The 17,680-nt window shown below is 67.2% G+C and carries 20 protein-coding genes and 1 pseudogene; 4 read left to right on the top strand and 17 right to left on the bottom strand.

Features of this window, described 5'->3' with window-relative positions:
- Nucleotides 1-86: pseudogene (locus tag DIE03_RS35570) on the bottom strand (3-hydroxybutyrate dehydrogenase); the annotation flags it as partial.
- Nucleotides 87-138: 52 nt separating this feature from the next.
- Nucleotides 139-879, bottom strand: coding sequence for an acetoacetate decarboxylase (locus DIE03_RS35565; RefSeq protein ID WP_124456771.1), 741 nt, complete (start codon nucleotides 877-879; stop codon nucleotides 139-141).
- Nucleotides 880-1,304: 425 nt separating this feature from the next.
- Between DIE03_RS35565 and DIE03_RS35555 the strand changes: the two genes are divergently transcribed.
- Nucleotides 1,305-1,886: an undecaprenyl-diphosphatase gene (locus tag DIE03_RS35555; RefSeq protein WP_124456770.1), complete on the top strand. Its 582-nt coding sequence runs from the start codon at nucleotides 1,305-1,307 to the stop codon at nucleotides 1,884-1,886.
- A 26-nt stretch (nucleotides 1,887-1,912) separates the two neighbouring features.
- Here the strand turns inward: DIE03_RS35555 and DIE03_RS35550 are convergent, their stop codons facing one another.
- The 3 genes from DIE03_RS35550 to DIE03_RS35540 all read right to left on the bottom strand — a co-directional run bounded on the left by DIE03_RS35550 (nucleotide 1,913) and on the right by DIE03_RS35540 (nucleotide 3,889).
- Nucleotides 1,913-2,137: a hypothetical protein gene (locus tag DIE03_RS35550; RefSeq protein WP_124456769.1), complete on the bottom strand. Its 225-nt coding sequence runs from the start codon at nucleotides 2,135-2,137 to the stop codon at nucleotides 1,913-1,915.
- Nucleotides 2,138-2,318: 181 nt separating this feature from the next.
- Nucleotides 2,319-3,140 carry a siderophore-interacting protein gene (locus tag DIE03_RS35545; protein WP_124456768.1) on the bottom strand — a complete coding sequence of 274 codons (822 nt, stop codon included), beginning with the start codon at nucleotides 3,138-3,140 and terminating at the stop codon, nucleotides 2,319-2,321.
- 38 nt (nucleotides 3,141-3,178) lie between these two features.
- Complete coding sequence (locus DIE03_RS35540; RefSeq protein WP_124456767.1) at nucleotides 3,179-3,889, bottom strand: PadR family transcriptional regulator; 711 nt, start codon at nucleotides 3,887-3,889, stop codon at nucleotides 3,179-3,181.
- 289 nt (nucleotides 3,890-4,178) lie between these two features.
- Here DIE03_RS35540 and DIE03_RS35535 point away from each other — a divergent pair, with 289 nt between their 5' ends.
- Together DIE03_RS35535 and DIE03_RS35530 are read left to right on the top strand one after the other, a co-directional pair.
- Entirely contained in the window at nucleotides 4,179-4,382 is a 204-nt protein-coding gene (locus DIE03_RS35535) for a hypothetical protein (RefSeq protein ID WP_124456766.1), read from the top strand.
- A 13-nt stretch (nucleotides 4,383-4,395) separates the two neighbouring features.
- Nucleotides 4,396-4,884 carry a hypothetical protein gene (locus tag DIE03_RS35530; RefSeq protein ID WP_124456765.1) on the top strand — a complete coding sequence of 163 codons (489 nt, stop codon included), beginning with the start codon at nucleotides 4,396-4,398 and terminating at the stop codon, nucleotides 4,882-4,884.
- Between the two features lie 48 nt (nucleotides 4,885-4,932).
- Here DIE03_RS35530 and DIE03_RS35525 read toward each other — a convergent pair whose 3' ends face one another.
- The 6 genes from DIE03_RS35525 to DIE03_RS35500 form a co-directional block, all read right to left on the bottom strand.
- Nucleotides 4,933-5,472, bottom strand: coding sequence for a cytochrome b (locus tag DIE03_RS35525; protein ID WP_124456764.1), 540 nt, complete (start codon nucleotides 5,470-5,472; stop codon nucleotides 4,933-4,935).
- 208 nt (nucleotides 5,473-5,680) lie between these two features.
- A complete protein-coding gene (locus tag DIE03_RS35520; RefSeq protein ID WP_124456763.1) occupies nucleotides 5,681-6,775 on the bottom strand; it encodes a porin in 1,095 nt (364 codons plus the stop codon).
- Between the two features lie 176 nt (nucleotides 6,776-6,951).
- Nucleotides 6,952-7,674, bottom strand: a complete 723-nt coding sequence (locus DIE03_RS35515) for an SDR family NAD(P)-dependent oxidoreductase (RefSeq protein WP_124456762.1) — start codon at nucleotides 7,672-7,674, stop codon at nucleotides 6,952-6,954.
- Complete coding sequence (locus DIE03_RS35510) at nucleotides 7,652-8,773, bottom strand: 2,3-butanediol dehydrogenase (RefSeq protein WP_124456761.1); 1,122 nt, start codon at nucleotides 8,771-8,773, stop codon at nucleotides 7,652-7,654. The genes DIE03_RS35515 and DIE03_RS35510 overlap by 23 nt, the downstream gene beginning before the upstream one ends.
- Nucleotide 8,774: 1 nt before the next feature.
- Nucleotides 8,775-10,082, bottom strand: coding sequence for an MFS transporter (locus tag DIE03_RS35505; protein ID WP_124456760.1), 1,308 nt, complete (start codon nucleotides 10,080-10,082; stop codon nucleotides 8,775-8,777).
- Nucleotides 10,083-10,100: 18 nt separating this feature from the next.
- Nucleotides 10,101-10,634 (bottom strand): 2,4'-dihydroxyacetophenone dioxygenase family protein, encoded by a 534-nt coding sequence (locus tag DIE03_RS35500; protein ID WP_124456759.1) that lies wholly within the window; start codon nucleotides 10,632-10,634, stop codon nucleotides 10,101-10,103.
- 176 nt (nucleotides 10,635-10,810) lie between these two features.
- On the opposite strand from DIE03_RS35500, the gene DIE03_RS35495 reads away from it, so the two are divergent.
- Nucleotides 10,811-11,791 (top strand): helix-turn-helix domain-containing protein, encoded by a 981-nt coding sequence (locus DIE03_RS35495; protein WP_124456758.1) that lies wholly within the window; start codon nucleotides 10,811-10,813, stop codon nucleotides 11,789-11,791.
- An 86-nt stretch (nucleotides 11,792-11,877) separates the two neighbouring features.
- Here DIE03_RS35495 and DIE03_RS35490 read toward each other — a convergent pair whose 3' ends face one another.
- The 6 genes from DIE03_RS35490 to DIE03_RS35470 form a co-directional block, all read right to left on the bottom strand.
- Nucleotides 11,878-13,443, bottom strand: coding sequence for a GMC family oxidoreductase (locus tag DIE03_RS35490; RefSeq protein ID WP_124456757.1), 1,566 nt, complete (start codon nucleotides 13,441-13,443; stop codon nucleotides 11,878-11,880).
- A 149-nt stretch (nucleotides 13,444-13,592) separates the two neighbouring features.
- A complete protein-coding gene (locus DIE03_RS35485; protein ID WP_124456756.1) occupies nucleotides 13,593-14,561 on the bottom strand; it encodes a helix-turn-helix domain-containing protein in 969 nt (322 codons plus the stop codon).
- Between the two features lie 142 nt (nucleotides 14,562-14,703).
- Nucleotides 14,704-15,276, bottom strand: a complete 573-nt coding sequence (locus tag DIE03_RS38925; RefSeq protein ID WP_260435002.1) for a hypothetical protein — start codon at nucleotides 15,274-15,276, stop codon at nucleotides 14,704-14,706.
- Between the two features lie 78 nt (nucleotides 15,277-15,354).
- Nucleotides 15,355-15,552 carry a hypothetical protein gene (locus DIE03_RS38920; protein ID WP_260435001.1) on the bottom strand — a complete coding sequence of 66 codons (198 nt, stop codon included), beginning with the start codon at nucleotides 15,550-15,552 and terminating at the stop codon, nucleotides 15,355-15,357.
- Nucleotides 15,553-15,734: 182 nt separating this feature from the next.
- Nucleotides 15,735-16,682: an aldo/keto reductase gene (locus tag DIE03_RS35475; protein ID WP_124456755.1), complete on the bottom strand. Its 948-nt coding sequence runs from the start codon at nucleotides 16,680-16,682 to the stop codon at nucleotides 15,735-15,737.
- 353 nt (nucleotides 16,683-17,035) lie between these two features.
- On the bottom strand, nucleotides 17,036-17,656 hold the full coding sequence (locus tag DIE03_RS35470; protein WP_124456754.1) for a LysE/ArgO family amino acid transporter: 621 nt from the start codon (nucleotides 17,654-17,656) through the stop codon (nucleotides 17,036-17,038).
- Nucleotides 17,657-17,680: the final 24 nt, after the last annotated feature.

Here is a 17,680-nt window from a genome sequence, read left to right as displayed (position 1 = left end):
GCCTTGGCGAGCTCGAGTGCGATTTCCTTGCCGATGCCGCTCGCGGCGCCCGTGACGACTGCGGTCTTGCCATTCAGGTTGCTCATGTTCGAATTCCCGTGGTGAAAGGATTGACAGGGAGAAAGGACAGCGGACGTGTTATTGAGCCAGATAATCGTAGACGACTTCGCCGAGGCCCAGCGTCAAATCTGCGACCAGGTGCCGGGCTTCGACGATTTCGAGCACGGGCAGGTCGGCCACCGGCGCCAGTGCGTGCGGCGCCAGTTCGAGCGACGCCGGGCCCGTCCACGCGCCCTTCATCTTGATGTCCTGCATGTAATAGCGCACCAGTTCGCACACGCGCGCGGTGCCGTCGACGTGCGGGATGATCTTCAGCAGGAAATTGGGGCCGGCGAGACGCTTCGTCTGCTCGTCGATGTCGAGCTCCTTGTGCTTGTAGCCCATCGTGCCGGTGGCGACGCGCACCTTGCCGTAGTCGAGCGTGCCGAGGATGTGATCGGTGTTCACGTGCAGCGTGGGCGACGCGAGCTTCTTCGGGAAGCCCCACAGCTCGCGGCCGCCGGCGATCGGCGGGTGATCGTCGAGATACATCGCGAGCGTATAGCCGCCCGGCTGGCCGTTGTATTCGACGGGGATGACCTGGCCGCTTTCGGTGTAGTCGCCGAAGCCGGTCGAATCGGCCATGCGAATGAATTCGTAATGCACGAGCGGCTCGGTGACCTGCAGCGGCTCGGGGACAATTTCACGGAGACGATCCGGATCGGTGCGATACGTGATGATCAGAAACTCACGATCGACGAAACGGTACGGGCCCATCGGGAAGGCAGGGCTGGTCAACGGCATCGCAAACGCTTTCGATCGGACATCGCTGGCTTTCATGCGGACTCCTTGTTGTTGATCGCTTCGTGGATGAGTGCTCGTAATCGTATGCCTGTGCGTTGCCGTTGTGCGATGCCGCATATGGAATTAATTGTTGCCGATTTCGAATAATTTGCGGCGTAAATATTGAGATGAACGATGCAAACGGCACGGAGGGCGCCCGGCGGCCCGATGGTCGCACGCGTCGATGACGCCACGATGTGAAAAAGGTGAGTCTTTACGGGAGACAGTCGCGCGGGAATATGACAATTGTGTGAACTTGTGTTGCAGTGCAGGCTCTAAGTGCGTTCGCCGCAGCGGGCTTCGCCGGCCGCGGCGGCGGCTGCCACCGCCGTATTAAGCATCGCTTAAGCGGGCGCGCCCTAGCATCGTTCGTATCAGGCCGGGCAACCGGTCGATTTTTTACGCCCCACGCAACCGGATTCATGCAGAACCTCAATCTCACCCTCTTTTCCGCCATCAACGCCGGGGTTGCGCCGCAGCCGGGCGTCGCCCGACTCGCCATCTTCGCCGCCGACTGGCTCGTCTATGCACTGCCGGCGATGCTGCTGCTGACCTGGATCTTCGGTGCGCGCCCGACACGACGCCAGGCGATCGAAGCCGGCGTCGGCGTATGCGTGGCGCTCGTGCTCGCGCAAGTGATCGGGCATTTCTGGTTCTCGCCGCGGCCGTTCATGGCCGGCGTCGGCACGCAACTGATTCCGCACGCGCCGGACAGCTCGTTTCCGAGCGATCACATGACGTTCGCGTGGAGCATGGCGGTCGGCCTGATGCTCGGCGGCACGACTCGCGTGACCGGGTTCGTGATGGCCGCGCTGGCCGTGGCGATTGCGTGGGGGCGCATCTATGCGGGCGTGCACTGGCCGTTCGACATGGCGGGCGGCGTGCTGGTCGGCACGGCCGGCGCGCTGGCCGCGCACCTGTACGGGCAACGCGTGATCGTGCTGCTCGAACGGATCGGCGATTCGGTGCACGCGGTCGTGATGGGGCGCCGGCACGCGCCCTGAGTGAAAGGCAATCGGGCAGGACGCCGTCAGCCGGGTGTCTTGGCCGATTCGGCCGATGCGGACGGGCCGCCGCCCGCATCGTGCAGTTCAGCCGTATCGGTCGGGTGCTGAGCGGCATCGCGATCGAGGGCGCTTTCCTTCAGGATCGCGCACATCGCGACGAACAGTGCGAGTACCACCGCGGCGAGGCCGCAATAGCCGACGATCTTCAGGTTGCGAAGGAAAGGCGAAGCGTGGCTTTCTTTTGTCATGACCGGGCGCTCCTGGGCGGGCTGCGGCGGCTGTCGCCCGACAGCGGCGTCGCACACACAGATATATACCAGCCGCGATGCCGATGCCAAGCCCGCTGGTGCGCGGACGCCACGATTGTGTCATCCGCCGGTCGACCGGGCGCCCGTTGCCGGGCACGCCTATATCGGGCGTCCGTATCCGTCAGTCTTCCAGCGTTTCGTGCACGGCCGCCGCGCCGCGCTTCCAGTAGGCCGCCGCGCGGATGCGCGATTTGTCGACGCCGCGCTCGCCGGTCAGGTGCTGGCGGACCGCACGCATCGACAGCGCTTCGCCGGCCGCCCACACGTAGCCGTCGCCGGACGGCGGCAACGGCAGGTCGCGGACGGCATTCAGCAGCGCATCGCCCTCTGCCGCGTCGGCTTCGGCGCGGAAGCGCCAGACTTCATGCACGTCGGCGCGCGTGTCGAACGCGATCTGCGCGGCACGATCGGCCACTTCCAGCACGACGGCCGCACGCGCACCGGCCGGCAACTCCTCGAGACGCCGCGCGACGGCCGGTAGCGCCGTATCGTCGCCGATCAGCAGATGCCAGTCGAAACCGGTCGGGACGACGAACGAACCGCGCGGGCCGCCGATGCCGAGCCATTGGCCGACCCGTGCCTGTGCCGCCCACTGCGACGCGGGGCCCGGATGGTTCAGCACGAATTCCAGATCGAGTTCGCAGGCGGCGCGGTCGAAGCGGCGCGGCGTGAAGTCGCGCGCGACCGGCTTCGGCTCGCCTTCCGGAAACTCGGGGCCGTTCGCGCCGAGCGTCGGCATCGCGGGCCGTTCGGTGCCGGGCGGCGGGAAAAACACCTTCACGTGATCGTCGAACGACGCGGATTCGAAATCCGCGAGATCGGGGCCGCCGAGCGTGACGCGCAGCAGGTGCGGTGTCACGGCATGCACACGCAGGACCTGCAGCAGGCGGAACTTGAGGGTATGGCGCACGCGGGTCACGGTGCGCTCGGATGTGTTCTGCATCGATCCGTTCTCCTTGAGGTTTGACGGGGCCGCGCGAATCACGCGCCGGAGCCGCCTTCGATTTCGGCCGTCGCGCGGCGCATGATGGCCGCGATGCGGCGTTGTTCGTCGGCATCGGCGGCGCTCTTGTGCAGCAGCGCGCGCTTGAGCGCGACGCGCGCCTCGACGAACTCCGGCAGCCAGCCGGCCTGCGATTCGTCCGGTGCTTCGTTGCCTGCCGATTCCCCGGCGAACGCGCGGCGCATGAACTCCATCTTGCGGGCGAGGTGCGTGAGGCGGGCGAACAGCGTGTCGACGCGTTCGCGCTGCGCATCGAGATGCGCGCGGCCGGCGTCGGTCAGCGCATAGCGCTTGCGGTTGCCTTCCGCCTGCGACGCGACGAAGCCGACTTCTTCCAGATACGTGAGTGCCGGATACACCATGCCGGGGCTCGGGCTGTAGAAACCGTTCGAACGCGTGTCGAGCGCCTTGATCAGCTCGTAGCCGTGGCTCGGCTGCTCGGCGACCAGCGCGAGCAGCAGCAACTGGAGATCGTCGGAGCTGAACTGGCGGCCGCGCGGCATGCCGTCGTCGCCGAAATCGCCAAAGCCGCCGCGCCCGCCCCGGCCGCCGAACGGGCCGCCACCGAACATGTCGTGGCCGCGACGGTGGCGGCCGATCGCGTGCCAGAGACCGGCGAACCAGTCGGGGCGGGCATGCGCACCATGACCGTCGCAACGGTCATGGCCGCGGAAGTGATTGTGTCGCATGATCCTGTCCTATATGTCGAAAAACATATCTAAAGATATATATCGAAAGATAGGGCGTCAAGGGGATTTATTTGGGGTTGGATGGGGGTGGGATGGGCGATGCCGTGCATCGCGCGATGACCTCGCGCGTCGCAGCCCATGTCAACAATGGTCAATTTCCCTGCCGGCGTGTTGTGGTCCGCGCACGCAGTGGCGACAATCGGCCCGCTCGCCCGGGCGAGCGCGCTTCAGAGGCGGTTCGAAAAGCCGCTGGACGCGGCTCTCGTTTTTCGCGCCTTGGAAAATTCGAATGACGTTCATCCTGCCGCACAATCCCCGCCAAGACCGGCGTCAACGCGCCGATGCGCTGCTTCTCGAAGCGACGACGGATGACGGATTCGTCCGCGAATCGCTGCGTATCGTCGCCGAGGCCCGGCAACGCATCGAGGATTCGCGCGGATTGACAACCGATGCTGAACGGCTTGACATGCACGATGTCGCCGATATCGCGTAAGAGGTCACCGACCATGGGATCCAAAGCCGCGCGCCGTACATGGAAGGTCGCACTGGCGCTGGTCGCGCTGACGGGCGTCGCATTGTTCGCGCTCGGCGCGCGCATTCATTTCGGCTACTACGCCGACAACCGGCAGGCCGCGCTTCGGGCGGAAGCGTTGGCCGTGCAACGCTTCAACACGCAGGCGTTCGACGCGATCTACGACGATGCGGCTGACGCGATGCACGCCACCGTGTCACGAACGCAGGCTGTCGACGCGATGCGTGCGACGCTGAAAGCGTACGGGACCATCGTCGAGGACAACGAAGGCGCGACGACCTGCTTCCCGGATCAGGTCCGCATGGTGCGCTGGCTGAAGTCGTCGAACGGCATCGACCTGACGCAGATAAGCCTGTGGTCGACACCGGGCGGCGAGGCGAAACTGGTGATGATGCGGATTTCGCCTGGGCATGCGAGCTTCGACCCCGAGATCGTCCGCCGGAATCGCTGCGGTTCGCGGTGAGTGGCCGATGAAGGACGCGCCGCGTACCGGCGCGTGTTCCCGTTTCCTTCAGATCCCCATCCGTTCCGCCACGCCGTCGCGATCGACGAACTTGTGCTTCACTGCGGCGCCGACGTGCAGGGCCAGCAGCAGGCCGAGCGTCAGCACCAGCGCGCGATGCAGCGTATCCGTCAGGAGTCGCAACGGTTCGTCGCGACCGACGAGCACCGGCAGTTCCGTGAGGCCGAAGAAGCTGACCGCGTGTGCGCCTGCGAGGCGATGCACGTAGCCGGTCAGCGGCACGAGAAACAGCAGCAGGTACAGCACGCCGTGCAACGCGCCGGCGATCCGCGCCTGCCAGGCCGGAACGCTGTCCGGCAGCGGCGGCGGCGTGTGCGTCGCGCGCCAGACGAGGCGCGGCACGGTCAGCATGAAGATCAGGCTGCCGATCGACGCGTGATAGAACAGGATGCCGTTGAACTGCGACGAGTTGTGCGGATACGTATCCATGTAGAGCCCAATCGACAGGTTCAACAGGATCAGGATCGCGATCGACCAATGCATGGCGATCGCGAAGCGTGCGTAGGCGGTGTGGTTGGGCTGTGACATGAGCGATCTCGCTGATTCGGGTGGGGTGCCGCGCACCCGCGCGTCCGGTGCGGCGAACGGCGTGGCGACACCTGATGTACCGGTGCCGCGCCGGATTTATTCCCGATGCATGCGCCGCTTCGACGATCTCGCGAAGGCGCTGCGCCGCGTCCCGCGTATCGACGCCGGCATCGGCCGCGATACCGCGGCCGGCGCCTGTTTTTCGCCGTCAGAACCGCGTACTGAACCCGATCCGCGCAATCGACTGCAGTGCGCCGCTCGATGCACCGTTCGCGTCCATCACGCCGTTGATCTGCGCGTTGCTGCCGTGGCCGGTGCGCTGATGCACGCCGGCGACGTACACCATCGTGCGTTTCGACAGCCAGTACTCGACTGCGGCCAGGAATTGATGCGCATGCGCGTTGTCGAGCGCGTCATTACCCAACATGTACGTGTAGCTCGCGCCGATTACCCATACCGGCGACGGCCGCCACGTCGCACCGGCTTCGGCCGACCACGCACCCGCGCCGTTCCGCGCGTTGCGTACGGTCGTGAAAAGCGCCTTCCCCGTGACCGTGCCGACCGTGTAGTGCACGCCCGCGCCCCAGTTGCGCACGCTGGTCGGCGGCAATCCGCCGGCCGCGCCGTATTTCTGGTTCGTATAGGCCGCGCCTGCGCCGAACGGGCCGTTGTCGTAGCTCGCGCCGACGCTGACCGTGTTGTTCGCGCCGACCGACCCGGCGACGTTGCCGAAGCCGTACAGCGCGCCGAAGGTGAGGCCCGACAGCGACGGGCTCGTGTACTTGACCGAATTCGCGACGCGATTGCTGCCGGCGACGCGGTCCCAGTCGAATGCGCCGGTCGGGTTGTTCGGCAGCGCGAGCTTGTCGAACGGCCCGTTGCGAAAGCCGTACAGGCCGACGAGATCCTGTGCGATCTCGTTGCCGCTCGCGGCCAGCGAATCGACCATGAACTCGTACTGGTTGCCGAGCGTCAGCGTGCCGTACCGGTCGTTCTGCAGCCCGACGTAGGCCGTGCGCGCGAACAACCCGCCGCCGATGATCGAGCCGTTGCCGAGCGAGTACTGGTTCACGAGCCGGAAGATCGCGCGCGTGCCCGCGCCGAGATCTTCCTTGGCCTCGAAGCCGAGCAGGTTCGGAAAGAAGATGTTGTCGTCGAATTTCGCGGCGCCGTGGCCGCTCTGGTTGCTGACATAGCTGATGCCGGCATCCATCAGCCCGAACATCGTCACGCTGCTCTGTGCAAACGCCGCAGCCGGAATCGTGCAGGCCGCCGCAAGTACCAGTAGGGTCTTTTTCGTCATCTCCAAAGTGCTCCTCACATGTTTCCGATCGGATCGGATATTTTTGATTGGACTACTGATTGATATGAATAAATCAGAACCGGGGAATCGTGGTTCAGGGGCAGCAGAAAGGGACCGGGCCGCGCAACGGGCATCGGCGGGTGTCGTGAACCTGCCGATGCCGTGCGCGCCGTGGGCTAGACCGTCGAGTACCCGCCGTCCACCGGCACGACCGCGCCCGTCACGAACGACGCGCCGGGCGAGCACAGGAACAGGATCACGTCCGCGACCTCGTCGGCCGAGCCCCAGCGCCCGAGCGGCGTGCGATCGAGGATGCGGCGCGACGCCAGCGCGTCGGCCATCAGCCCGGTACTGAGCGGCGTGTCGATCCAGCCGGGCGCGACCGCGTTCACGCGGATGCCGCGATCGGCCCATGCCTGTGCGAGCGAGCGCGTGAGCTGCGCGATGCCGCCCTTGCTCGCGCTGTAGGCGGGCCGGTCCTTGCTGCCGAAGTACGTGTACATCGACGCGACATTGACGATGCTGCCGCCGTGTGCCGACAGCGCCGGCCGTGCGGCATCGGACGCGCGCATCACCGACGTCAGGTTCACGTTCAGCACGAGCTCGAACTGGTCCATCCGGTATTCGTCCGCGTGCCGGCTGATGCCGACGCCGTTGACGAGCACGTCGAGCCGCGGCAGCGCCGCGATCGTGCGCGTCAGCGCGTCGCTGTCGGTCACGTCGAGCTCCACGCAGCGGATGCCCGCATGTACGGGCGCGTGTGGGCCGGCGGCGTCGAGCCCGAGCGCGACGACCGACGCGCCCGCTTCCGCGAACCGCAGCGCGGTGCGCGCGCCGATGCCCGACGTGCCGCCCGTCACGACGACGGACTTGCGTTCAAACGCCCACTGACGACTCATGCTCGACACTCCCGGTGGTTGGTGCGCGACGGGCCGGCCGCTGCGCGGGTGAAACGAGGATCTTGATCTGCGTGCGGTCGGCGAGCAGCGCGTCGAAGCCGTCGGCGACGGCGTCTTCAAGCGACACGGTGCGCGTGACGATCGACGTGAGGTCGAGCGCGCCCGACGCGACGATCCGCAGCAGGTCTTCGTAGGCATGCCGGTAGCCGACGCTCGCCGTGAACGTCAGCTCGTCGTTGACCGCGCGAAACGCATCGAAGCCCGCATGCGGCATCAGGCCGACCATCACGAGGCGGCCGCCCTTGCGCAGTGCCCGCATCGCCGATTCGAACGTGGCCTGCAATCCGGCCGCTTCGAAGCTCGTATCGACGCCGAGCCCGCCCGTGGCCGCGCGAATTGCGTCCTGCAACGTGGACGCATCGAGCCCGCGCGCGTCGAACGCGTGCGTCGCGCCGAAACGCGTGGCCGCCGCGAGCCGTTCGGGTGATACGTCGACCGCTACGATCGTCGTCGCGCCCTGCAGTTTCGCGAGCATGATCAGCAGTAGACCGATCGGGCCGAGCCCGAACACCGCACAGGTCTCGCCGAGCCGCAGTTCGCCGCGCCGCAGCGCGTGCAGCGCGACGGCGGCCGGCTCCATCACCGCGGCCTGTTCGAGGCTTACGCCGTCGGGCAGGCGATGCAGCATGTAGGCCGGCACGACCGCGAAGTCGGCCATCCCGCCGTCGCCCATCAGCCCGGCGAAGCCCATCGACACGCACAGGTTGTACGACCCGGCGCGGCAGTATGCGCACTGGCTGCAGCGGTATTCGGGCTCGACCGCGACGCGGTCGCCCGCGCGCAGCGCCGTCACGCCTTCGCCGACTTCGACGACGGTGCCGCAGAATTCGTGGCCGAGCGTCAGCGGAGCGGTGCGGCGCGACAGCGGGTGCGGCGTGTCGACCGGAATCGCATGCGGGCCGTCCGCATATTCATGCAGGTCGCTGCCGCAGATCCCGCAATACGCGACGGCGATGCGCACGTCGCCGGGGCCGACGCGCGGCGTGTCGATTTCGACAAGACGGACGTCGCGCGGGCCATGCCATTGAAGTGCCCGCATGTCAGCGTCCTCCGAGGTTTTGCGTATCGAGGCGGCCGGCGGCAGCACCGGCGAGCGCGCGCTTGCGCAGCACGGCGGGCGCGGTTTCGACGAGGCCGAACGACAGCACGCACGCGAGGATCGCGCCGGCGGTCGACGTCCACATCGCGAACTGCAGGCCGTACTTGTCGGCCGCGAAGCCGGCGACGGTCGGCGCGACGAAGCCGCCGATCAGCTCGCCCGCGCCCATGATCAGCCCGAGCGCGCTGGCGATCGCGCGCGGCGGCACGGTTTCGGCCGGGATCGTCGCCATGAACAGCGTGAAGCAGCCGAGTCCCGTGTAGGTGGCGAACACGAGCGCGCCGAGTGCCCAGACCGAGCCGACGTGGATCAGCACGACCGGGCACGCGGCCGCGATCAGCGCGAACACGATCATCGTCGGCTTGCGGCCGATCCGGTCGGAGATCGCCGGCACCGCGAAGCCCCAGAACACCCACGCGGCACCGAGGCAGGTCATCACGACGCCCATGCCGGACGGCGACAGGTGACGGCTTTCCACGAGGAACACCGGCGCGAACGAGATGATCACGACGAACCACGTGAGGAAGAAGCAACTGATCAGCACGCACAGCAGGATGTTGCGTTCCTTCAGCAGCGCCCAGCGGTTGACCTCGGCGCCGCCGCTTGCGGCCGGTACCGCGGCGGTATCGGCCTGCGCGTGCCGCACGCCGCCGGGCGGCACTTCGCGCACCCAGCGCCAGATGCAGAACGCGATCAGAAAGCCCGGGATGCACGAGACGTAGAACGCCTCGCGCCAGCCGTACGTGGTCGCGATGCCGATCACGACCGGCGGCCCGATCATCGCGCCGAGCAGGCCGGCGGCCGAGCCTTGCAGCAGGCCCATGTTCAATCCGCGACGGCTCGGTGTCGAGCTTTCGACCATCAGCGATTGCGACAGCGGCAGCACGGGGCCTTCGGCGATGCCCATCAGCGCGCGGAATGCGATCAGGCTCGCGAAGCCGCCGACGAGCCCGGACAATGCCGAGCACACGGAAAACCCGAGCACGGCCGCGATCAGCAGCGGCTTGCGCGTGCCGCGCGCATCGGACCATGCGCCGGTCGCAGCACCCGACAGCGCCCACGTGAGCGCGAGCGCGGACGACACCATGCCGAGCTGCGTGTTCGTCAGGTGCAGCTCGGCCGACATGAACGGGAACAGGAACGACAGCGCGAGGCGGTCGAAGAACACGAAGCCGAACGTCATGAACAGGATCAGCAGCAGCCTGTTCTCGTACGTCCAGGCGGATCCGGATGAGGAGGGGGATGTCATGGGAGGCCTCGCCGTGCGTCAGCGGAACAGCTTCTCGATCGCTTGCGCGCCGAGGCCGACCTTCTCGTAATGCGCCTTGCACATCGCGATGTACGAGTGCACGTCGAAGTAGCCGTCGGGGTTGCCTGCTTCGTCGAGCCAGATCAGCGGCCCCTTGACGATGAAGAACGCGCGCATCGGCTCGGGATGATCGAACGCGACCAGCGTGTGGCCTTCGCCGGGCGTCTCGTACACGAAATCGCCGCGCGTCGCGGTCCATTCATGCTCCAGGTAGCCCCATTTTCCCGACAGCGTGTACGCGAACACCTCGTGCGGGTGATAGTGCCGGTTCACGAGCCCGGCTTCCTTCGCCATCAGGATGTCGCACCACTTGTTCTGCGACGGCGAGATCCACAGCGGTCGAGACGAAACCGTTTCGGTGAACGGAACGTAATAGCGCTCGTCGTCGGTGGCCGCGTTCGGGATGTACGCTTCGGGCAGCGCATCGGGCTTGAACGGATTGGCAATCGCCGGGATGTCTTGCCAGAATTCGGATACGGCTTTGTCGACCACGGCTTGTCTCCTTGTGTGGGTTGTCGTGGGCTCGACTTTAGCCAGCCGGTGGGCGCCGCTCTTGACTGGGCTGGACGAATTGCTTGACCGCGCCGGACATTGCACCGCACCAAAATCCAGATGAACCATCCCCCAATCCGTGCCGCTCCGCACGACAGGCGCCCGCAGGAGGTGACGTGACGAATTCGACCGTTCTTTCATGCACGCGAGGCTCGACGGCCGACGTGCCGGCGCGCGACAGGATGGCGTACTGGGATGCGTTCAATGCGGCGACGCTGGTCGGGCTGCGCTGCTCGTCGCTGTCGCCGGCCGGGCTCGAGGTCGAGAAGACCGACATCGCGCTGCCGGGCCTCGGCATCGCCGACATCAGCGGCCAGGATCACGTGATCGAACGCGGCCCCGCACTGGTGCGCCAGCTGCCGAAGGAGTCGCTGTTTGCGTGCCAGATCGTGAGCGGGCGCGCGTATTTCATCCAGCGCGACCGGTGCCTGCTCGCGGAGGCCGGCGATGTGGTCGTCTACGACACGCGCGTGCCTTATCTGTTCGGATTCCTGACGCCGATGCGGCAGCTGCTGATCGACATTCCGGTCACGTCGTTCGACGACCGGCTCGATGCGGAGCTGGCTGCGCTGCCGCTGCGGATCGCGCCGAAGCCGGGCGCGGGCGCGATGCTCGGCGCGACGTTGCGCGCGAGCGTCGAGCGGTTCATGAAGGATCCGGTCGAGCGCGACGCCGCGCGGTTTGCCGAACACACGCGCACGCTGATCGCGGAACTCATCGACACGGAAGTGAACGGCGCGGGTGCGTCGCGCGCGTCGCTGTCGTACCTGCTGACCGCGAAGCAGTACATTGCGACGCATCTCGGCGAGCCGGAGCTCGCGCCGCAGGCCGTCGCCAATGCGGTCGGGCTGTCGCTGCGGCATCTGGGCCGGCTCTTCGCGGCCGAAGGCGAGTCGATCACGCAGCACATCTGGTCGGAGCGGCTGTCGCATGCGCATCGCGAGCTGACCGATGCGCGGCTGCGCAAGACGAGCATCGGCGAGATCGCGTTTCGCTGGGGGTTCTCGAGCCAGGCGCACTTCAGCCGCGCGATTCGTGAGCGCTACGGTGCGTCGCCGATGGCGCTGCGCGATGCGGCGCGTGTGGGCGGGAGCTGACGCAGGTTTTCCGATGGTTCGGCGGCGCGTGTGTCACGCGCCGTTTTCGTTTCCATGGCGCGCCAGGCCGTAATACGTGCGCCGCGTCACTCCGCCAGCATGAACTCCGCGCAGCGCTCCGCGATCATGATCGTCGGCGCGTTCGTGTTGCCGGACACGATGCGCGGCATTACCGATGCGTCGCAGATCCGCAATCCGTCGACGCCTTGCACGTCGAGGCGCGGCGTGACGACTGCTTCCGCATCGTTGCCCATGCGGCACGTGCCGGCCGGGTGATAGACGGTTTTCGCGCGGTGCCGCACGTAATCGGCGAGTGTCGCGTCGGTCAACGTCTCCGCTTCGCGGACGATGCGCGCGAGCGATGGCGCGCGGATGATCTGCCGCGCGAGCGCGACGCCGCGCACGAGGCCGTCGACGTCGGCCGGATCGGACAGCGCGCCGCTGTCGAACAGGATCGGCGCGGCCGGATCCTTGCCGCGCAGTTGCACGGAGCCGCGTGAGCGCGGCCTGAGCAGGCACGGGTTGATCGACAGGCCGTGGCCGGGCAGCGGCGCGCGATCGACGTCGCCGACGAGCGTCGGCAGCACGTGGAACTGGATGTCCGGGCGGCCGCTGCCCGTTGTATCGACGAACGCGCCCGATTCGACGACGTTCGACGTCAGCAGGCCCGTGCGGCACAGCATCCACTGCAGCCCGTGCCGCAGCGCCTTCAGCCCGCGATCCTCACCGAGCAGGCTGACCGGCGCGTGGCTGCGGCCGTAGATCGATACCTCGAGATGGTCCTGGTAGTTCGCGCCGACTTCACGGCTGTCGTGCAGCACGTCGATGCCGTGCGCATGCAGGTGCGCGCCCGGCCCGATGCCCGACAGCATCAGCAGCTTCGGCGTGCTCAGCGCGCCGGCCGCGAGCACGACGTCACCGCGCGCGGCGGCCGACCCCGTTGCGCCGCTTTCGCTGCGCCAGTCGACGCCCGTTGCACGCCGCCCGTCGAACCGGATGCGCGTCACGCGGCAGCCGGTCAGCACGCGCAGGTTCGGATGGGCAATCGCGTCGGCCAGATAGGTGGCTGCGGTGCTGCCGCGCTGCCCGTCGAAGATCGTCGTGTGATAGAAGCCGACGCCGTGCTGCGCGGCGCCGTTGAAGTCGTCGTTGTACGCGATGCCGGCTTCCTGCGCGGCCTTCACGAACGCGAGGCTCAGCGGATGCCGGAAGCGCGTGTCGCCGACCTTCAACGGCCCGTCGGTGCCGTGGAACGGCTCGGACAGCCGCAGGTGCGATTCGGCGCGCTTGAACACCGGCAGCACGTCGTCCCAGCCCCAGCCCGTGCAGCCGAGCGCGGCCCAGTCGTCATAGTCGTCGCGCGTGCCGCGCACGTACAGCATCGCGTTGACCGAACTGCCGCCGCCGAGCGTGCGGCCCTGCGGCACGTAGGTCTTGCGGCCCGCCGCACCGGGCTGCGGCTCGCTCTCGAACGTGACCGTGCGCTGCGTGCCGAGCACCCGGATGAACGTCGCCGGAATCCGGACGAACAGGCTGTCGTCCTTCGGACCGTCCTCGAGCAGCAGTACACGCCTGCCGGCTTTCACCAGCCGATGTGCGACCGTACAGCCGGCCGAACCGCCACCGACGACGATATGGTCGTACGTCTCCATCCCGCTTCTCCTCCTTGCTGTCGGGCGGCGAAACGAGTGCCGCCGCACAGGAAGCCAGCTTAGCGAGCGGGTTGCGGCCCCTTTTGACCGGGACGGACGCCGTGCTTGTCTCGCCGGGACACGGCGACGGATGGCGGTGCGAACAGGCCCTAGCGCGTGTCGGCCGGCACGCGCGTGTCGCTTGGCGTCTCGCCGAACCGCGCGCGATAGCTGCGGCTGAAGTGCGCACTGTTGTTGAAGCCCCAGCGGAACGCGATTTCGCTGACTGTCAGGTGCTTGAGCGACCGGTCGCGCAAGTCGGCGCGGCAGCGTTCGAGCCGCCGCGCGAGGATGTAGCGCGTGAGCGGCATCCCCTCGATCTCGAACACGCGCGCGAGCTGGCGCGGCGACAGGTTGATCGCGCGGCTCACCGACTGGCTGTCGAGATCGTCGTCGGCGAGATGGCTGTCGATGAACGCTTTCGCGCGCGACAGTGTGTGGACTGTCGACTTCGTCGGCGACGCATCGCCGTCACGCAGCCGCAGCATCGACTGCACGAGATCGAGGATCGCGGCGGCGCGCCGTTCGCGCGCGTCGGGCGTCGGTTCCTGCGGCGCGGCGAGCAGTGCGTACACCTGCCGCACGGCCCACGACGTCACGCCGTCGTCGCGATCGATCTTGACGAGGCTGCGGTAGCGCCACGGGCCGACGCGCGCTTCGAACACGTCGCGCGGCACGTCGAGCACGGTCATCGCCATGTCGGCCGGAAAGCCATGACCGTACGGCATCGACGTGTCGTACAGCACGAGGTCGCCCGGCGCGTGCTGCATGCAGTCGACGTCCTGGAACGTATAGCCGCGCCCCTCGTGCATCAGGCAGATGAACACGGCGTCGCGCTGGTCCGCGTGAATGTTGTGCGGCGTGCGTACGACCGCGTGCCGGTTCGCGACGATGTCGCATGCGCTGAATAGCCCGAGATCGCGCTTGCGCATCGATGCGTCGATCCCTTCGGACGACTTGCCGCTGCATTCGATACGAACGAGCGTGCGCGCGACATGGTCGACCCAGAACTCGACGCGCTCGGCGCCGCGTACGGCGCGCGTCGAGACCGTGGCGATCTCCGTGCTGGTGTCCGGCATGACGTTCTCCCAATGGCCGCCTGAGCGGCGCAGTCTCGGGCACGTCGAATGGCGCGGTCAATCCGTGAAAGACCCGGGGCCGGCGTGTGACGCGCTTGCCACGGGGCGCTGCGGGCGGACGCGCGATCGATGTCCGGCCGAGTCAACGAAAGCGGCCGTGCGAGTCAAAACTTCGGCGCGATTTTCGGATAGGCGATACGTGTTTACTTGGACGAAGACGATGGCGGCCCGAGCGACACGTCCTGCTCGTAACCCATCTTGCCGTCACGGACTCGACGCTCACGTAGCCGGCCCGCCGTGCGTCGGCGACGTTCGCGTAGATCGCCGTCATCACCATCCCCGCGTCGCAACCCAGCGTGATCGTGCGATCGACGCGGCCTGTCGCGATGTTCACGGCGCGCAGCGACTGCATCGCGATACCGCACTTGTCGGATAGCGCATAGGTGCCGACCAGCATGTGCGTCTTCGTGCGGTACCACATCGGAATATCGACGGTGCCGTCGAGCTGGAAGTGACCCTGGTCGTTGTCGTTCAGTCGCCCGACTTCGTTCAGCGTGATCGGGAGCGTGTTGCGGCCGTCGTCCCAGGTGCCGGTTGCCGTTTTACCGACGACCGTCAGTGCAATCGGGCAAGGCTTCGGCCGTGCTGGCGATGCAGCCGGCACGACCGGCGAATCGGCGTTCGATGCGGGCGATGAGGCTTCGCACAGCGTCATGCGGCCGTCGGGCTCGCGATGGCCCCGCAACGGGATCGGCTTGCGATGCGCGTCGTAGTAATAGTTGCCGTCGACGCGTCAGCGGCCCGCGTCGTTGCGGTTGATTGCGTCGTAGGTCTGCAGCGACACGTGAACGGGGGCATTGCCGATCGTGCCGGTGTAGTTCGCGATTTCGTACCAGCCAGCGAAGGACGCGGCCGGCGCGCAGGCGAGCAGTGCGGCAATCGTTGCGGAGAACAGGCGGGAGAATCGGGCGCGGCGCGTGATTCGGGTCATCGGCGGTCGTGTGCGTGGGTGGGATCGGGCGCGAAGGATGCTCGCATTGTATCCATCCGTCATTTCCGAACTTTCCGCCTCCGCACACACGGCGAAACCGAAGCACCTATGACACAGGCCGGTCGCGAAACCGCGCGGATTGCGCGACTCCACCGACCGCCCTGCTGCCGCCGCTGCGATTGTCAAGTCGCGCTGGCCTCGTCGATCTGGCGAATGTCGTCCTGATCGAGCTGAATGCGGATCGCTTCGCCGAGCAGCTCGAGCTGCGCGAGCGACGTCGCGCTGGCGATCGGCGCGGTGATCGTCGGCCGCGCGATCTGCCACGCGAGCGCGATCGCGGCCGGCTGCGTGTGGTGCTTCGCCGACACGGCGTCGAGTGCCGCGAGGATGCGCAGCCCGCGTTCGTTGAGATAGCCGGCGACGCGGTCGCCGCGCACGCTCTTCTTCAGGTCGGCCTCGCTGCGGTACTTGCCCGACAGGAAGCCGCTCGCGAGCGCGTAGTAGTTGACGACGCCGAGCTTCAGGTCGCGCACGACCGGCTCGAGATCGCGCTCGTAGCCGGCGCGGTCGACCAGGTTGTACTCGGGCTGGATGACCTGGTACGCGGGCAGCCCGTCGCGCTGGCTGATGGCGGCGGCTTCGCGCAGGCGCGCACCGCTGTAGTTCGACGCGCCGATGATGCGCACCTTGCCGGCTTCGATCAGCGTCTGATACGCACCGAGCGTTTCTTCGAGCGGGGCCGTGTCGGCGAGATCGCGGTGCGAGAAATACAGGTCGATGTAGTCGGTCTGCAGGCGGCCGAGCGACTCGTCGACGGCCTTCAGGATGTTGTCCTTCGTCAGCCCCGCGCGTGCGCCCAGCAGGCCGACCTTGGTCGCGATCACGACCTGCTCGCGCTTGCCGGAGCGCTTGAGCCACTTGCCGATGATCGTTTCCGATTCGCCGCCGCTGTTGCCGGGTACCCAGGCCGAATAGACGTCGGCCGTGTCGATGAAGTTGATGCCGGTGTCGGCGAGTGCGTCGAGCAGCGAAAACGACGCGTTCTCGTCGACGGTCCAGCCGAAGACGTTGCCGCCGAACGCGAGCGGCGAAACCTGGATGGTCGATGTGCCGAGTGTGCGATGTGCCATGTTCCTCTCCGATAACTGCGGGTAACGGGATTGAACTGCGGGATGGGGCGATGCGAATGCGGCGGGACGGTGCGGTGCGCGGTGCGCGGTGCGCATCCGCCGTTGTCGCGGGACACAGGACATTCTCGCCGATCGCTTCGGTTCGTGCAGCCGGCGCGTGGCCGCGATGACGCGTGACTAGCAGCAGATGGCGGACGCTTCGTCCGTTACGTGAGTGTTTCGTATGGCTGCGTTCGATCGGGTGCGATTTTATGCAGCGGGGAGCGCGAAGAGGAGCGGCGGCCTGCCCGGCGTTGCGCCGGCGCGGAAGGGGACGCGGGCGGCAGTCGGCCGCCCGTGCGAGAGGGAGTCGGTCAGCGCAACTGTACAGCCGCGAGAAACAGCACCATGCTGCCGATCGCGCCATCCAGCACGCGCCACGCGACGGCCTTGCGGAACCACGGCGCCAGCAGTCGCGCGCCGTAACCGAGCCCGAGGAACCACACGACGCTGACGGTCATCGCGCCGATCGCGAACGCGAGCCGCGCGCCTTCCGGCTCGCGTGCGCCGGCCGTGCCGATCAGCAGGAACGTGTCGAGATACACGTGCGGATTGAGCCATGTGAACGCAAGCGTCATCAGCACGATCGAGAGTGCGCCTTGCGATGGCGGCGCGACCGCGTCGCCGCGCACGTCGAGCGTTGCGTGACCCGGCTTGAACGCGCGGCGCAGCGCGTTGATGCCGAACCAGGCGAGATACGCGAGGCCGACGTACAGCACCGCATGAACGAAGGTCGGATAGCGTTCGACGAGCACCGACGCGCCACCGACGCCCGCGCCGATCAGGATCATGTCGGACACCGCGCACAGCAGCACGATCTTGCCGACATGCGCGCGCATGATGCCTTGGCGGAGGACGAACGCGTTCTGCGCGCCGATGGTGACGATGAGCGAACCGCACAGGGCGGCGCCGTGGGAAAAAGCGAGCCAGTTCATGATGATGGGCAGCGGTGGAAGCAG

The organism is Burkholderia sp. Bp8992 (assembly GCF_003853705.1).
GTDB lineage: Bacteria > Pseudomonadota > Gammaproteobacteria > Burkholderiales > Burkholderiaceae > Burkholderia.
This window is presented reverse-complemented; position numbering and strand designations above follow the sequence as displayed.

Coding starts and splice junctions, on each gene's coding strand:
- DIE03_RS35550 (WP_124456769.1), bottom strand. CDS start 2,137: ATGACAAAAGAAAGCCACGCTTCGCCTTTCCTTCGCAACCTGAAGATC.
- DIE03_RS38920 (WP_260435001.1), bottom strand. CDS start 15,552: ATGACCCGAATCACGCGCCGCGCCCGATTCTCCCGCCTGTTCTCCGCA.
- DIE03_RS35530 (WP_124456765.1), top strand. CDS start 4,396: ATGGGATCCAAAGCCGCGCGCCGTACATGGAAGGTCGCACTGGCGCTG.
- DIE03_RS35490 (WP_124456757.1), bottom strand. CDS start 13,443: ATGGAGACGTACGACCATATCGTCGTCGGTGGCGGTTCGGCCGGCTGT.
- DIE03_RS35475 (WP_124456755.1), bottom strand. CDS start 16,682: ATGGCACATCGCACACTCGGCACATCGACCATCCAGGTTTCGCCGCTC.
- DIE03_RS35520 (WP_124456763.1), bottom strand. CDS start 6,775: ATGACGAAAAAGACCCTACTGGTACTTGCGGCGGCCTGCACGATTCCG.
- DIE03_RS35525 (WP_124456764.1), bottom strand. CDS start 5,472: ATGTCACAGCCCAACCACACCGCCTACGCACGCTTCGCGATCGCCATG.
- DIE03_RS35535 (WP_124456766.1), top strand. CDS start 4,179: ATGACGTTCATCCTGCCGCACAATCCCCGCCAAGACCGGCGTCAACGC.
- DIE03_RS35545 (WP_124456768.1), bottom strand. CDS start 3,140: ATGCAGAACACATCCGAGCGCACCGTGACCCGCGTGCGCCATACCCTC.
- DIE03_RS38925 (WP_260435002.1), bottom strand. CDS start 15,276: ATGACGCTGTGCGAAGCCTCATCGCCCGCATCGAACGCCGATTCGCCG.
- DIE03_RS35485 (WP_124456756.1), bottom strand. CDS start 14,561: ATGCCGGACACCAGCACGGAGATCGCCACGGTCTCGACGCGCGCCGTA.
- DIE03_RS35565 (WP_124456771.1), bottom strand. CDS start 879: ATGAAAGCCAGCGATGTCCGATCGAAAGCGTTTGCGATGCCGTTGACC.
- DIE03_RS35540 (WP_124456767.1), bottom strand. CDS start 3,889: ATGCGACACAATCACTTCCGCGGCCATGACCGTTGCGACGGTCATGGT.
- DIE03_RS35505 (WP_124456760.1), bottom strand. CDS start 10,082: ATGACATCCCCCTCCTCATCCGGATCCGCCTGGACGTACGAGAACAGG.
- DIE03_RS35470 (WP_124456754.1), bottom strand. CDS start 17,656: ATGAACTGGCTCGCTTTTTCCCACGGCGCCGCCCTGTGCGGTTCGCTC.
- DIE03_RS35515 (WP_124456762.1), bottom strand. CDS start 7,674: ATGAGTCGTCAGTGGGCGTTTGAACGCAAGTCCGTCGTCGTGACGGGC.
- DIE03_RS35555 (WP_124456770.1), top strand. CDS start 1,305: ATGCAGAACCTCAATCTCACCCTCTTTTCCGCCATCAACGCCGGGGTT.
- DIE03_RS35510 (WP_124456761.1), bottom strand. CDS start 8,773: ATGCGGGCACTTCAATGGCATGGCCCGCGCGACGTCCGTCTTGTCGAA.